The 14,137-nt window shown below is 72.5% G+C and carries 11 protein-coding genes; 9 read left to right on the top strand and 2 right to left on the bottom strand.

All coding sequences use genetic code 11. The features are described 5' to 3' along the window. Positions 1–368 precede the first annotated feature (368 nt). From ACFYW8_RS10145 to ACFYW8_RS10110, 8 genes are all read left to right on the top strand, one after another. A complete protein-coding gene (locus ACFYW8_RS10145; RefSeq protein ID WP_389070079.1) occupies positions 369–1,172 on the top strand; it encodes a TIGR03084 family metal-binding protein in 804 nt (267 codons plus the stop codon). Then, a complete protein-coding gene (locus tag ACFYW8_RS10140) occupies positions 1,169–2,878 on the top strand; it encodes an acyclic terpene utilization AtuA family protein (RefSeq protein ID WP_389070075.1) in 1,710 nt (569 codons plus the stop codon). The genes ACFYW8_RS10145 and ACFYW8_RS10140 overlap by 4 nt, the downstream gene beginning before the upstream one ends. Continuing rightward, positions 2,875–4,473: an acyl-CoA carboxylase subunit beta gene (locus tag ACFYW8_RS10135; RefSeq protein WP_389070070.1), complete on the top strand. Its 1,599-nt coding sequence runs from the start codon at positions 2,875–2,877 to the stop codon at positions 4,471–4,473. Before ACFYW8_RS10140 ends, ACFYW8_RS10135 begins: the two co-directional genes overlap by 4 nt. 8 nt (positions 4,474–4,481) lie before the next feature. Next, positions 4,482–6,419: a biotin carboxylase N-terminal domain-containing protein gene (locus tag ACFYW8_RS10130; RefSeq protein ID WP_389070067.1), complete on the top strand. Its 1,938-nt coding sequence runs from the start codon at positions 4,482–4,484 to the stop codon at positions 6,417–6,419. A gap of 129 nt (positions 6,420–6,548) precedes the next feature. Beyond that, complete coding sequence (locus ACFYW8_RS10125) at positions 6,549–7,739, top strand: acyl-CoA dehydrogenase family protein (RefSeq protein WP_389070064.1); 1,191 nt, start codon at positions 6,549–6,551, stop codon at positions 7,737–7,739. A 17-nt stretch (positions 7,740–7,756) separates the two neighbouring features. Then, a complete protein-coding gene (locus ACFYW8_RS10120; RefSeq protein WP_389070059.1) occupies positions 7,757–9,322 on the top strand; it encodes a 4-coumarate--CoA ligase family protein in 1,566 nt (521 codons plus the stop codon). Beyond that, the gene (locus tag ACFYW8_RS10115) at positions 9,319–10,053 is read left to right on the top strand and encodes an enoyl-CoA hydratase family protein (protein WP_365871536.1); all 735 of its coding nucleotides are present in this window, start codon (positions 9,319–9,321) and stop codon (positions 10,051–10,053) included. The genes ACFYW8_RS10120 and ACFYW8_RS10115 overlap by 4 nt, the downstream gene beginning before the upstream one ends. Continuing rightward, entirely contained in the window at positions 10,041–10,658 is a 618-nt protein-coding gene (locus ACFYW8_RS10110; protein WP_365871538.1) for a TetR/AcrR family transcriptional regulator, read from the top strand. The genes ACFYW8_RS10115 and ACFYW8_RS10110 overlap by 13 nt, the downstream gene beginning before the upstream one ends. 44 nt (positions 10,659–10,702) lie before the next feature. Here the strand turns inward: ACFYW8_RS10110 and pdxH are convergent, their stop codons facing one another. Continuing rightward, positions 10,703–11,341 (bottom strand): pyridoxamine 5'-phosphate oxidase, encoded by a 639-nt coding sequence (pdxH, locus tag ACFYW8_RS10105; protein WP_389071117.1) that lies wholly within the window; start codon positions 11,339–11,341, stop codon positions 10,703–10,705. 440 nt (positions 11,342–11,781) lie between these two features. Here pdxH and ACFYW8_RS10100 point away from each other — a divergent pair, with 440 nt between their 5' ends. Beyond that, the gene (locus tag ACFYW8_RS10100) at positions 11,782–12,882 is read left to right on the top strand and encodes a citrate synthase 2 (RefSeq protein WP_365871540.1); all 1,101 of its coding nucleotides are present in this window, start codon (positions 11,782–11,784) and stop codon (positions 12,880–12,882) included. Positions 12,883–12,915: 33 nt separating this feature from the next. Here the strand turns inward: ACFYW8_RS10100 and ACFYW8_RS10095 are convergent, their stop codons facing one another. Continuing rightward, the gene (locus ACFYW8_RS10095; protein WP_389070050.1) at positions 12,916–13,971 is read right to left on the bottom strand and encodes an isopenicillin N synthase family dioxygenase; all 1,056 of its coding nucleotides are present in this window, start codon (positions 13,969–13,971) and stop codon (positions 12,916–12,918) included. Between the last annotated feature and the right edge of the window lie 166 nt (positions 13,972–14,137).

Here is a 14,137-nt window from a genome sequence, read left to right as displayed (position 1 = left end):
ACCTCAAATGGTTGTGTTCTCAATCTGAGCGATGCACGGCTGATACCGGAATTTCTTGTTCCGGAGGAAGCGGGGAAGTCCGCCGCCGGCGATGAAGGGTCACCCGGACGAGTTCAAGACCGATGCCGTCGCCGCCGAGATCCGGCGCCGCGGCGGCTCGCGCCCCGACGGCGAGGGTGCTGGAGCCCGCCCGGACGCGGTGTCCTGAGAGCTCGCTTCGCCGGAGTGCCCTGAGAGCGAGGCGCGCCGGACCGCCGTCCGGTGGGACGGCGAGTGGGCGACCCATTTAATGCAAGCACGCTTGATTGTTTCTTCGGGCGCTGCCATGCTCCGTGCCACACACCGTCGTGTCCCGAGGGGAGCGCATCGTGTCCGACGCGTCGTCCGTGGTCTCCGTGATCGGCGATCTGCACCGGGAGAGTGAGGAACTCGACCGGTTGGTGGGGGAGTTGAGCGAGAAGCAGTGGGCGCTCGACACGCCCGCCGGGGGCTGGAGCGTCGCCCACCAGATCGCGCATCTCGCCTGGACCGACCGGTCGGCCCTGCTCGCCGTCACCGACGCCGACGCCTTCGCGAAGGAGGTCGAGAAGGCGATCGCCTCACCCGACGGCTTCGTGGACGAGGGCGCGGAGACGGGCGCCGCGCAGCCGCCCGCCCTGCTGCTCGCCGGCTGGCGCGAAGGGCGGAGAGCCCTGGAGACCGCCCTGCGCGCGGCACCCACCGGAACCCGGTTCCCCTGGTACGGCCCGCCCATGTCGGTCGCCTCCATGGCCACCGGGCGCCTGATGGAGACCTGGGCCCACGGACAGGACGTGGCGGACGCGCTGGGCGTGGTGCGCGAACCCACCGACCGGCTGAAGCATGTGGTGCGCATCGGGGTGCGCGCCCGGGACTTCGCCTTCGCCGTGCACGGCCTCACCGCGCCCGCCGAGGAGTTCCGCGTGGAGCTGGAGAGCCCCTCCGGCGAGATGTGGTCCTACGGCCCGGCCGACGCCCTGCAGCGCGTCACCGGCCCGGCCCTCGACTTCTGCCTGCTGGTGACCCAGCGGGCCCACCGCGCCGACCTCGCCGTACGGGCGACGGGCCCCGACGCCGACCGCTGGCTCGGCATCGCCCAGTCATTCGCCGGTCCGCCCGGCGCCGGGCGCGCGCCCAAGGAGACCGACCGGTGACCGCGGGATCCGAGAAGCGCCCCCTGCGCATCGGAAACGCCTCCGGCTTCTACGGCGACCGCTTCGACGCGCTGCGCGAGATGCTCACCGGCGGCCCGCTCGACGTCCTCACCGGCGACTACCTCGCCGAGCTGACGATGCTGATCCTGGGCCGGGACCGGCTGAAGGACCCCGGACGCGGCTACGCCAAGACCTTCCTGCGGCAGCTGGAGGAGTGCCTCGGCCTGGCCCACGAGCGCGGCGTCCGCCTCGTCACCAACGCGGGCGGTCTGAACCCGGCCGGACTCGCCGACGCCGTACGCGAGCTGGCCGGCCGGCTCGGCATCCCGGTCCGCGTCGCCCACGTCGAGGGCGACGACCTCACGCACCGGTACCCCGGCAGTCTCGCCGCGCACGCCTACCTGGGCGGTGCGGGCATCGCCGCCTGTCTGCGCGAGGGCGCGGACATCGTCGTCACCGGGCGAGTCACCGACGCCGCTCTCGTCACCGGGCCCGCCGTCGCCCACTTCGGCTGGGGTCCGGGCGACCACGACCGGCTCGCGGGTGCCGTCGTCGCCGGGCACGTCCTGGAGTGCGGCACCCAGGCGACCGGCGGCAACTACGCCTTCTTCGCCGACCACGACCCCGCGCGGCTGCGCCACCCCGGTTTCCCGCTCGCCGAACTCCACGAGGACGGGTCGAGCGTCATCACCAAGCACGACGGCACGGGCGGCCTCGTCGACATCGGCACCGTCACCGCGCAGCTCCTCTACGAGACACAGGGCGCCCGGTACGCGGGACCCGACGTCACCGCCCGCCTCGACACGGTCGTCCTCACCCAGGAGGGCCCGGACCGGGTACGGATCGAGGGGGTGCGCGGCGAGGCCCCGCCGCCCACCCTCAAGGTCGGCCTCAACAGGCTGGGCGGCTTCCGCAACGAGGTCGTCTTCGTGCTGACCGGCCTCGACATCGAACGCAAGGCGGAGCTCGTACAGGGCCAGCTGGAGGCCGCCTTCGACGTCGCCAAGTCCCGTCCGGCGGAGGTCCGCTGGGACCTCGCCCGCACCGATCACCCCGACGCGCCCACCGAGGAGACCGCGAGCGCCCTGCTCCGGCTCGTCGTGCGCGACCGGGACCAGGCCGCGGTGGGCCGTGCCCTGAGCGGAGCCGCCGTGGAACTGGCGCTGGCGAGCTACCCCGGATTCCATGTGATGGCGCCACCTGGAGCGGGCTCGCCCTATGGGGTCTTCGAGGATGTGTACGTCCCCCATGACGCCGTGGACCACATGGCCGTCCTCCATGACGGACGCCGGATCGCCGTGCCCCCGGCCCAGGACACGCTCGTACTGGAAACGCCCGAAGACCCGCCCCTGCCCGAACCGCTGTCCGCGGGGCCGACCCGGCGGGCGCCGCTCGGGCTGGTCGCGGGGGCGCGCAGCGGGGACAAGGGCGGGAACGCCAACGTCGGCGTCTGGGCGCGCACGGACGACGCCTGGCGGTGGCTGGCCCATCACCTCACGACGGACACGTTCCGGGATCTGCTGCCGGAGACCCGTGATCTGAAGGTCGTCCGGCACGTCCTGCCCGACCTGCGCGCCCTGAACTTCGTGGTCGAGGGCGTCCTCGGTGAGGGCGTCGCCTCCCAGGCCCGGTTCGACCCCCAGGCCAAGGCCCTCGGCGAATGGCTCCGCTCCCGTCACCTCGATATTCCGGAGGTCCTGCTGTGACCGTGCTTTCCTCCGCGCTGGACCTCAGGAGTCCCGAGTACGCGGCCCACCGCGCGACCATGCTCGGCAAGCTCGCGGACCTGGAGGCCGAGCACGCCAAGGCGCTGGCGGGCGGCGGCGAGAAGTACGTCGCCCGGCACCGCAAGCGCGGCAAGCTCCTGGCCCGGGAGCGGATCGAGCTGCTGCTCGACCCCGACACGCCCTTCCTGGAGCTGTCGCCGCTCGCGGCCTGGGGCAGCGACTACGCGGTGGGCGCCTCGCTCGTCACCGGTATCGGCGTGGTCGAGGGGGTCGAGTGCCTGATCACGGCGAACGACCCGACCGTGCGCGGCGGCGCCAGCAACCCCTGGAGCCTGAAGAAGGCGCTGCGGGCGAACGACATCGCGCTCGCCAACCGGCTGCCCTGCATCAGCCTGGTCGAGTCCGGCGGCGCGGATCTCCCGTCACAGAAGGAGATCTTCATCCCCGGGGGCGCGATCTTCCGCGACCTCACCCGGCTGTCGGCGGCCGGGATCCCCACGGTGGCCGTGGTCTTCGGGAACTCGACGGCCGGCGGCGCGTACGTCCCCGGGATGTCCGACCACGTGATCATGGTCAAGGAGAAGGCGAAGGTCTTCCTCGGCGGGCCGCCCCTGGTGAAGATGGCCACGGGCGAGGAGAGCGACGACGAGTCGCTGGGCGGCGCCGAGATGCACGCGCGCGTGTCGGGTCTCGCGGACTACTTCGCCGTCGACGAGCGGGACGCGCTCCGGCAGGCCCGCCGGGTCGTCGCCCGGCTCAACCACCGCAAGGCGTACGGCGATCCGGTTCCGGCCACGCCCCCCAAGTACGACGAGGACGAGCTCCTGGGGATCGTCCCGGGTGACCTCAAGCATCCGTTCGATCCGCGCGAGGTGATCGCCCGTATCGTCGACGGCTCGGACTTCGACGAGTTCAAGCCGCTCTACGGGACGAGCCTGACCACCGGCTGGGCGAGCCTGCACGGCTATCCGGTCGGCATCCTCGCCAACGCCCAGGGCGTGCTGTTCAGCGCCGAGTCCCAGAAGGCCGCCCAGTTCATCCAGCTGGCCAACCAGCGCGACATCCCGCTGCTCTTCCTGCACAACACCACCGGCTACATGGTCGGCAAGGAGTACGAGCAGGGCGGCATCATCAAGCACGGCGCGATGATGATCAACGCGGTGAGCAACTCGCGGGTCCCGCATCTGTCGGTGCTGATGGGCGCCTCCTACGGAGCCGGCCACTACGGGATGTGCGGGCGCGCCTACGACCCGAGGTTCCTGTTCGCGTGGCCCAGCGCCAAGTCGGCCGTGATGGGCCCGCAGCAGCTCGCGGGCGTCCTGTCGATCGTCGCCCGGCAGTCGGCCGCCGCGAAGGGGCACCCGTACGACGACGACGCCGACGCGGCGCTGCGCGCCATGGTGGAGCAGCAGATCGAGTCCGAGTCGCTGCCGATGTTCCTGTCCGGGCGGCTGTACGACGACGGGGTCATCGACCCGCGCGACACCCGCACCGTCCTCGGCCTGTGCCTGTCCGCGATCCACACGGCGCCCTTCGAGGGCGCGCGCGGTGGCTTCGGCGTCTTCCGGATGTGAGGGATCTCGTGATTTCGAGTCTGCTGGTCGCCAACCGGGGCGAGATCGCCTGCCGGGTCTTCCGCACCTGCCGCGAGGCGGGGGTGCGCACCGTCGCGGTGTATTCGGACGCCGACGAGAACGCCCTGCACACGCGGGTCGCGGACGCGGCGGTGCGGCTGCCGGGCGCGACGCCCGCGGAGACGTATCTGCGGGGCGATCTGATCGTGCGGGCCGCGCTCGACGCGGGCGCGGACGCGGTGCACCCGGGGTACGGGTTCCTGTCGGAGAACGCCGGGTTCGCGCGGGCGGTGATCGACGCGGGTCTTGTGTGGGTCGGTCCTTCGCCGGAGGCGATCGAGGCGATGGCCTCCAAGACCCGGGCGAAGAAGCTGATGGGACTCGCGCCCCTGGAGCGCGTCACCGCCGGGGACCTTCCGGTCCTGGTCAAGGCCGCCGCGGGCGGTGGTGGGCGCGGGATGCGGATCGTCCGCGAACTGGAGCACCTGGACGCCGAGTTGGAGGCGGCCCGCGCGGAGGCGCTGAGCGCTTTCGGGGACGGGGAGGTGTTCGTCGAGCCGTACGTGGAGGGCGGCCGGCACGTCGAGGTGCAGATCCTGGCCGACGCGCACGGCACGGTCTGGCCGCTCGGCACCCGGGACTGCTCCCTCCAGCGGCGCCACCAGAAGGTGATCGAGGAGGCTCCCGCTCCCGGGCTCGGGGACGAACTCACGCGCACGCTGTACGAGTTGTCGGTACGCGCCGCCCGCGCCGTGGACTACGTCGGCGCCGGCACGGTCGAGTTCCTGGTCGCCGACGGCACCGCGCACTTCCTGGAGATGAACACCCGCCTCCAGGTCGAACACCCGGTGACGGAAGCGGTGTTCGGGGTCGACCTGGTGGCCCTGCAGCTCCGGGTCGCGGAGGGGGAGCGGCTGGAGAGCGAGCCGCCGCCCGCCCACGGCCACGCGGTGGAGGCCCGGCTGTACGCGGAGGACCCGGCGGGCGCTTGGGCGCCGCAGACGGGAACCCTGCACCGGATCGCCGTCCCGGACGGCGTCCGCCTCGACACCGGGTTCACCGACGGGGACACCGTCTCCGTCCACTACGACCCGATGCTCGCGAAGGTCGTCGCGCACGGCGCCACGCGCGCGGAGGCCGTGCGGAAACTGGCCGGCGCCCTGGAGCGGGCCACGGTCCACGGTCCGGTCACCAACCGGGATCTCCTCGTCCGCTCGCTGCGGCACGAGGAGTTCACCGGGGCCCGGATGGACACGGGCTTCTACGACCGCCACCTTGCCGCGCTGACCGCGCCCGCCCCCGACCCGCACGCCCCGCTGGCCGCCGCCCTGGCCGACGCGCACGGCCGGTCACGGTTCGGCGGCTGGCGGAACCTCGCGTCGCAGCCGCAGACCAAGCGCTACCGGATGCACGGCGAGGAGCACGAGGCCGCCTACCGGCACACGCGCGAGGGTCTCGCGGCCGACGGGGTGCGCGTGGTGCGCGCCGACGCGGGCCGGGTCGTCCTCGAAGTGGCCGGTGTGCGGCGGACGTTCGAGGTCACGCGGTACGCCGACGGTCAGGTCTTCGTGAACGCCACCGCGCTGACCGAACTCCCCCGCTTCCCCGATCCGGCCGCCGACCGGGCCCCGGGGTCGCTGCTCGCGCCGATGCCCGGCACCGTCGTCCGGGTGGCCGAGGGACTGGCCGAGGGAGCCGCCGTGCGGGCCGGAGAGCCCCTGCTGTGGCTGGAGGCGATGAAGATGGAGCACAGGATCTCCGCGCCGACGGCGGGGACGCTCACCGCCCTGCACGCCGTCGTCGGGCAGCAGGTGGAGGTGGGCGCGCTGCTGGCCGTCGTGCGGGAGGAGGCGCCCGGCGAGACGTCGGGGGAGGCCTTGAGGGACGCGTCGGGCGGGGCGCCGGGCGGGGCGTCGGGGGAGGTGCCGGGCGACGACGCCCGGTGAGAGCGCGCCCCGCCGCCGGGGCGCCGGACCGCACCACCGCGCGGTTGTCCGCCGCGCGGGCGCGAACAGCTACGTACAGCCACGAACAGCCGCAATTCCCGTACCGAACCTCCGTACCGAGGAGCCGTCATGAGCCCTGTCACAGAGACCGACGAACACAAGGCGCTCCGCTCCGCGGTCGCCGCTCTCGGCAAGCGTTACGGCCGCGAGTACATGACCAAGACCGTCGCCGAGGGCGGCCACCCCGACGAACTCTGGTCCGAGGCGGGCAAGCTCGGCTACCTCGGGGTGAACCTTCCGGAGGAGTACGGCGGCGGAGGCGGCGGCATCGCGGAACTGTCCATCGTGCTTGAGGAGTTGGGCGCGGCGGGCTGCCCGCTGCTGATGCTCGTCGTCTCGCCCGCCATCTGCGGCACGGTCATCGCCCGCTTCGGCACCGAGGAGCAGAAGCGGCGGTGGCTGCCGGGCCTGTCGGACGGCACCCGCACCATGGCGTTCGGCATCACCGAGCCCGACGCCGGATCCAACTCGCACCGGATCACCACCACGGCCCGCCGCGACGGCACCGACTGGGTCCTGACCGGCCGCAAGGTGTTCATCTCCGGCGTCGACATCGCCGACGCGACGCTGATCGTGGGCCGCACGGAGGACGCCCGCACCGGCAGCCTCAAGCCCTGCCTGTTCATCGTCCCGCGCGACACCGAGGGGTTCGGGCGGCGGCAGATCGACATGGAACTGGCCAGTGCCGAGAAGCAGTTCGAGCTCACGCTGGACGAGGTGCGGCTGCCGGCCGACGCGCTTGTCGGTGGGGGCCCCTCCCACGCTTTCGGCAGTGGGGGAGAGGACGCGGGACTGCTCCAACTGTTCGCCGGGCTCAACCCGGAGCGGGTCATGACGGCCGCGTTCGCGATCGGCATGGGCCGTTTCGCGCTCGCCAGGGCCGTCGAGTACGCGCGCGACCGCACCGTCTGGAAGGCCCCGATCGGCGCCCACCAGGCCATCGCGCACCCGCTCGCGCAGGCCCACATCGAACTCGAACTGGCCCGGCTGATGATGCAGAAGGCCGCGTTCCTGTACGACTCGGGGGACGACATCGCTGCGGGGGAGGCGGCCAACATGGCCAAGTACGCGGCCGGAGAGGCCTGTGTACGGGCCGTCGACCAGGCGGTCCACACCCTCGGCGGCAACGGCCTCACGCGGGAGTTCGGCCTCGCCTCGCTGATTACGGCGGCACGCGTGTCTCGTATCGCACCGGTCAGCAGGGAGATGATTCTCAACTACGTCTCCCACCAGACCCTGGGCCTGCCCAAGTCGTACTGAGCGCTCTAGGAGAAACCGTGTTCCGCAGCGAGTACGCAGATGTACCGGCCGTCGAGGAACCCATCCACGACGCCGTCCTGGGCCGTGCCGCCGAGCGCGGCGAGACACCCGCGCTCGTCGACGGCGTCGACGGCACCACGATCACCTACGGCCAACTCGACCTGTACCACCGGCGGCTGGCCGCCGCGTTCGCCGACGCGGGGCTGGTCAAGGGCGATGTCCTCGCCCTGCACAGCCCCAACACCATCGCCTTCCCGACCGTCTTCTACGGGGCCACGCGCGCGGGGGCGTCGGTCACGACCGTGCACCCGCTCGCCACGCCGGAGGAGTTCGCCAAGCAGCTGAAGGACTCGTCGGCCCGCTGGATCGTGACCGTCTCGCCCCTGCTGGAGGCGGCCCGGCAGGCCGCCGAACTCGCGGGCGGCGTGCAGGAGATCTTCGTCTGCGACCAGGCGCCGGGGCACCGGTCGCTGGCCGAGCTGCTCGGCGGCACCGCGCCCGAACCGCGGGTCGACATCGACCCCGTCCAGGACGTGGCGGCGCTCCCGTACTCCTCGGGCACCACGGGCGTCCCCAAGGGCGTGATGCTCACCCACCGCTCCATAGCCACCAACCTCGCCCAGCTCTCGCCGGCCATGCCGATGAACCCGGGCGACCGCATCCTCGCCGTGCTGCCGTTCTTCCACATCTACGGGCTGACCGCCCTGATGAACGCGCCCCTGCGGCAGGGCGCCACCGTCGTCGTGCTGCCCCGCTTCGACCTGGAAACCTTCCTCGGCGCCATCCAGGAACACCGCATCACCGGCCTGTACGTGGCACCGCCGATCGTCCTGGCCCTCGCAAAGCACCCGGCCGTCGCGGAGTACGACCTGTCGTCCCTGGAGTACATCGTCAGCTCGGCCGCGCCCCTGGACGCCGCGCTGGCGGCCGCCTGTTCGGCCCGGCTGGGACTCCCGCCGGTGAGCCAGGCGTACGGCATGACCGAACTGTCGCCCGGCACGCACGTCGTCCCGCTGGACGCCGAGAACCCGCCCCCGGGCTCGGTCGGCAAGCTCGTCGCGGGCACCGAGATGCGCATCGTCTCCCTCGACGACCCGGACAAGGACCTCGGGGTCGGAGAGCCCGGCGAGATCGTCGTCCGGGGGCCCCAGGTCATGAAGGGCTACCTGGGCCGGCCCGACGCGACCGCCGCGATGATCGACCCCGACGGCTGGCTGCACACCGGCGACGTCGGTCGTGTGGACGAGGACGGCTGGCTGTTCGTCGTGGACCGCGTCAAGGAACTCATCAAGTACAAGGGCTTCCAGGTCGCCCCCGCCGAACTGGAGGCACTGCTGCTCACCCACCCCGGCATCGCCGACGCCGCCGTCATCGGCTCCTACAACGAGGACAACAACGAGGTCCCGCACGCCTTCGTGGTGCGCCAGCCCTCCGCCGAGGGCCTCTCCGGGGGAGAGGTGATGATGTACGTCGCCGAGCGCGTCGCCCCGTACAAGCGGGTCCGTATCGTCACCTTCATCGACGCGATCCCGAGGGCGGTCTCCGGGAAGATCCTGCGCCGCGAACTGCGAGGCCTGTCATGACCGTCGTCCACGCGGCGCACGAGCGCGGCGTCACCACCCTCACCCTGGACTCGCCGGACACCCGCAACGCCCTGTCGGCCGTCCTCGTCGGCGAGCTGGCCGACGCGCTCACCGGCTGCGGCAAGGACGCCGACGTACGCGCGGTCGTCCTGACCCACACCGGGAACACCTTCTGCGCGGGCGCCGACCTGCGCGACCCCCCGCCACCGGAGGCCTTCGTCGGCCTGCTGCGGCGGATCGTCGAGCTGCGCAAGCCCGTCGTGGCCCGGGTGGAGGGACACGTCCGGGCGGGCGGCCTCGGCCTGCTCGGGGCCTGCGACATCGCGGTGGCCGGCCCGGCGGCGAGCTTCGCCTTCACCGAGGTACGGATCGGGGTCGCCCCCGCCGTGATCTCGCTCCCCCTCCTGCCCCGCGCCGACCCCCGCGCCCTCGCCCGCTACTACCTCACCGGCGAACGCTTCGACACCGCCGAGGCGGTCCGCACCGGGCTCCTGACGGCGGCCGGCGACGACGTGGACGCCGTACTCGCGCCCGTTCTGGACGGGCTGCGCCGGGCCGCCCCGGAAGCTCTCGCCGAGACGAAAGCGCTGCTCACGGCTAAGGTGCTGGAGACCTTCGACCGGGACGCGGCCGACCTGACCGCGCTCTCGGCCCGGCTGTTCTCCTCCGGTCAGGCCCGCGAGGGGATGACGGCCTTCCTCGAACGACGGGATCCCGCATGGGTGGTGTGAGCGCGACGGAACACGCGGCACGTACTCCGCACGTCCCCAAACAGGACCGCAGCCGGGCCACCCGGCAGCGGCTCCTGGCCGCCGCCGTGGCCTGCCTCGCCGAACACGGCTGGGCGGGTTCCACCGTCTCCGTCGTCGCCGAGCGTGCCGGGGTGTCCCGGGGCGCCGCCCAGCACCACTTCCCCACCCGCGAGGACCTCTTCACGGCGGCGGTCGAGTACGTCGCCGAGGAACGCTCCACCGCCCTGCGCGACCTCTTCCCCGACGGCCCCGCCGACCGGCGTGTCGTCGTCGCGGCCCTCGTCGGCCTGTACACCGGGCCGCTGTTCCGCGCCGCCCTGCACCTGTGGGTCGCGGCCTCCAACGAGGACCAACTCCGTTCACGGGTGACCGAGCTCGAAGCCCGCGTCGGCCGCGAGAGCCACCGCATCGCGGTGGACCTGCTGGGCGCGGACGAGTCCCGGCCCGGAGTGCGCGAGACGGTGCAGGGCCTCCTCGACATGGCGCGCGGCCTCGGCCTCGCGAACCTGCTCACCGACGACGCCGCGCGCCGGGAGCGGGTCGTCGCGCAATGGGGGACGGTCGTGGAGGAGGCGCTGGGCTGAGCCCGCCGCGGTGGTCCGTGGTCCATGCCGCCCCCACCCGCCGGTCAGGGGCTGAGACGCTCGATCCGCCAGCTGCCGTCGGGCTCGGCCGCGTAGCGGAGCCGGTCGTGGAGCCGGTTCTCACGGCCCTGCCAGAACTCCACCGTCCGCGGGGCGATCCGGAAACCGCCCCAGTGCGGCGGCACCGGCACCTGCTCGCCCTCCGGATAGCGGGCGCTCAGCTCGGCGTACGAGACCTCCAGCTCGGTCCGCGAGGAGATGACCGTGGACTGCGTGCTCGCCCAGGCGCCGAGCTGTGAGCCGTGCGGGCGGGTGCGGAAGTACGCGGCGGTCTCGTCCCGGCCGGTGCGCCGCGCCGTCCCGGTGACGATCACCTGGCGGGCCATCGGGTGCCATGGGAAGAGCAGCGAGATGTACGGGTTGCCGGCCAGCTCCTCGGCCTTGCGCGAGTCGTAGTTGGTGTAGAAGACGAAGCCCTGTTCGTCGTACTGCTTGAGCAGCACCGTGCGCGAGCTGGGCCGGCCCTCGGCGTCCGCCGTGGAGACGACCATCGCGTTCGGCTCGTGCACGAATCCGTGCACCGCCGCCTGCGCCGCCTGCTTGAACCAGCGGGAGAACTGCTCCATGGGGTGCGCGGCGAGATCGTCCTCGTCCAGGCCCTCGGCGCGGTAATGGGCCCGCATGGCGGCAGGGTCGGCGGCGATCTCCTCGTCCGCCGCCTCGGCGGCCTCGGCCGCGCGCCGGATGAGGGGCTCGGTCGTGGATTCGTCAGGGAAACGATCGTTCACGCGGTCATCCTGCCGTATCCGGGCCGCTCCCGAGGGTGGGTGTGCTTCATCACGCAGTGGCACTCAGTGCCGCGTACTCTCCCCAAAGGTGGCACTCGGAGATATCGTGCTGGTGCCGTTCCGGTTGGAGGACCAGCCGAACGGGGCATCACCGGGGTGTCCGCTTTCGGACCGCGAGTCGGCGGAGACTGATCGAAGAGCATTCGGGAGTCTTCGTATACGACCGTGGAGCCGGTGCGCGGGCCGCACATTGTCGACCGTCGCCCGGACAAGGGCACAGGGGCACGCACACCCCCACAACACCATCCGTCGTACACATCACGAGGAGCCGCCTGATGTCCGACTTCGTACCCGGACTCGAAGGAGTCGTCGCGTTCGAGACGGAGATCGCCGAACCGGATAAGGAGGGCGGCGCTCTCCGGTACCGGGGCGTCGACATCGAGGACCTCGTCGGCCATGTCTCCTTCGGCAACGTGTGGGGACTTCTCGTCGACGGCGCCTTCAACCCCGGCCTGCCGCCCGCCGAGCCGTTCCCGATCCCCGTCCACTCCGGCGACATCCGTGTCGACGTGCAGTCCGCGCTCGCCATGCTCGCCCCCGTCTGGGGCCTCAAACCCCTCCTCGACATCGACGAGCGGCAGGCCCGCCACGACCTCGCCCGCGCCGCCGTCATGGCCCTGTCGTACGTCGCCCAGTCCGCCCGCGGCCAGGGCCTGCCGATGGTCCCGCAGAACGAGATCGACAAGGCCCACTCCGTCGTCGAGCGGTTCATGATCCGCTGGCGGGGCGAGCCCGACCCCAAGCACGTCGCCGCCGTCGACGCCTACTGGACCTCGGCCGCCGAGCACGGCATGAACGCCTCCACCTTCACCGCGCGCGTGATCGCCTCCACGGGCGCGGACGTCGCCGCCGCGCTCTCCGGCGCCGTGGGAGCCATGTCGGGCCCGCTGCACGGCGGCGCCCCCTCCCGTGTCCTCGGCATGATCGAGGAGATCGAGCGCACCGGGGACGCCGACGCCTACGTCCGGCACGCCCTCGACAAGGGCGAACGCCTGATGGGCTTCGGCCACCGCGTGTACCGCGCCGAGGACCCTCGCGCGCGGGTGCTGCGCCGCACCGCGCGTGAACTGGGCGCCCCCCGCTTCGAGATCGCCGAGGCCCTGGAGAAGGCCGCCCTCGCCGAGCTCCACGCCCGCCGCCCGGACCGTGTCCTCGCGACGAACGTCGAGTTCTGGGCGGCCATCGTCCTCGACTTCGCCGAGGTCCCGGCGCACATGTTCACGTCCATGTTCACGTGCGCCCGCACCGCGGGCTGGTCGGCGCACATCCTGGAGCAGAAGCGCACGGGCCGCCTGGTGCGCCCGTCCGCCCACTACGTGGGCCCCGGCTCCCGGGGCCCCCAGGAGATCGAGGGATACGGGGACATCGCGCGCTGACCGCGCCCACCGGCCCGTGTCCGCCGCCGGTCATCACGCGGGAGCGAGCAGCTCCGTGTGGTGGCGGGCGGCGACGAGAGGGTGCGCCCGCAGCTTGCCCTTCAGTTCGTTGAAGCCGTACTCGGCGAAGAGCGGGTTCGACGGATCGTCGGTGACGCCGGGCGCGGCCGAGGCGTGCGGGAAGGGCAGCGGCTCGATCCGGGCGTCGAGGCGCGGGTTGTAGAAGAAGGGGACCGAGAACCGCTCGGTGGCCCCGGCCGGGCTCACCACCCGGTGGTTGGTCGCCACGAGATACCCGTTGGTCGCGACCTCCAGGAGCTCGCCCAGGTTGACCACGAAGGCGCCCGGCAGCGGCGGCACGTCGTGGAAGAGGCCGTCCTCGCGCTGCACCTGAAGGCCGCCGACCTGATCCTGGAGCAGCAGCGTCAGGAACCCGTAGTCCTTGTGGGCGCCCACGCCCTGGTCGGCGCCGTCCCGCGCGCTCCCCGGATACCGCACCAGCTTCAGATGGGGATGCGCCCGCTCGCCGAAGACCGGGTCGTAGAAGCCGGCGGGCGCCCCGATGGCGGTGAGCAGCTCACGCAGCAGCCGCGCGGCGACCGCGCTCAGCCGTTCGATCCAGGCCAGCGCCGCCGTCCGCAGCTCCGGCAGCGCGGCCGGCCACTGGTTCGGCCCCTGGAGCCACCAGTACGCGGGCTCACCGGGACCGGGTGTCCGCGCGGGCCGCTCGGCCCCTATGTCGAGCTGGTCCCGCCAGTCCCGGCTGCCGCCGGTCCGCTCGTCACCCGTCCGGGTGTACCCGCGGAAGTGCGGCGAGCCGATGTTGTCGATGGCCAGCCGGTCGGCCTCGGGGAGCGCGAAGAACCGGTGCATGGCCCGCAGCAGCGCGCCGGTCTCGGTCTCGCTCACCCCGTGCCCGATGAGCTGGAAGAACCCCACGTCGTGGGCGGCGCTGTGCAACTGCCCGTGCAGCAGCGCCCGTGCCTGCGGGCCGCGGTCGGCCGCGGAGAGATCGATGATCGGGAGCTGCTGGTACGAGGGGATGTGCCGCCCGTTCCGGGCAGGCGTGGAAGACGTGTTCGTCGTCATGAGATGCGTCCGCGGGGTGTACGGGTGCCCGGGCGGCCGCCAGGGGTGGGGCGGGGGCCACGGGTGCCGGGTGAGGGAAGCGGTGCGAAGGGGGCCGGTCAGGCAGAGCGCCGACAGCCCATGCTCGTGACGCGCACGTAGTCCACGTGGCGGCGTCGAACGAGCA

The organism is Streptomyces sp. NPDC002742, from assembly GCF_042888885.1.
In the GTDB taxonomy this organism is placed as follows: Bacteria; Actinomycetota; Actinomycetes; order Streptomycetales; family Streptomycetaceae; genus Streptomyces.
The sequence above is the reverse complement of the archived record's forward strand: the minus strand, read 5'-3'. Positions and strand labels throughout refer to the sequence as shown.

What these genes read in the sequence shown, in the direction of transcription:
- pdxH (WP_389071117.1), bottom strand. Translation starts at nt 11,341, where the DNA reads ATGCGGGCCCATTACCGCGCCGAGGGCCTGGACGAGGACGATCTCGCC.
- ACFYW8_RS10125 (WP_389070064.1), top strand. Translation starts at nt 6,549, where the DNA reads ATGAGCCCTGTCACAGAGACCGACGAACACAAGGCGCTCCGCTCCGCG.
- ACFYW8_RS10095 (WP_389070050.1), bottom strand. Translation starts at nt 13,971, where the DNA reads ATGACGACGAACACGTCTTCCACGCCTGCCCGGAACGGGCGGCACATC.
- ACFYW8_RS10115 (WP_365871536.1), top strand. Translation starts at nt 9,319, where the DNA reads ATGACCGTCGTCCACGCGGCGCACGAGCGCGGCGTCACCACCCTCACC.
- ACFYW8_RS10100 (WP_365871540.1), top strand. Translation starts at nt 11,782, where the DNA reads ATGTCCGACTTCGTACCCGGACTCGAAGGAGTCGTCGCGTTCGAGACG.
- ACFYW8_RS10110 (WP_365871538.1), top strand. Translation starts at nt 10,041, where the DNA reads ATGGGTGGTGTGAGCGCGACGGAACACGCGGCACGTACTCCGCACGTC.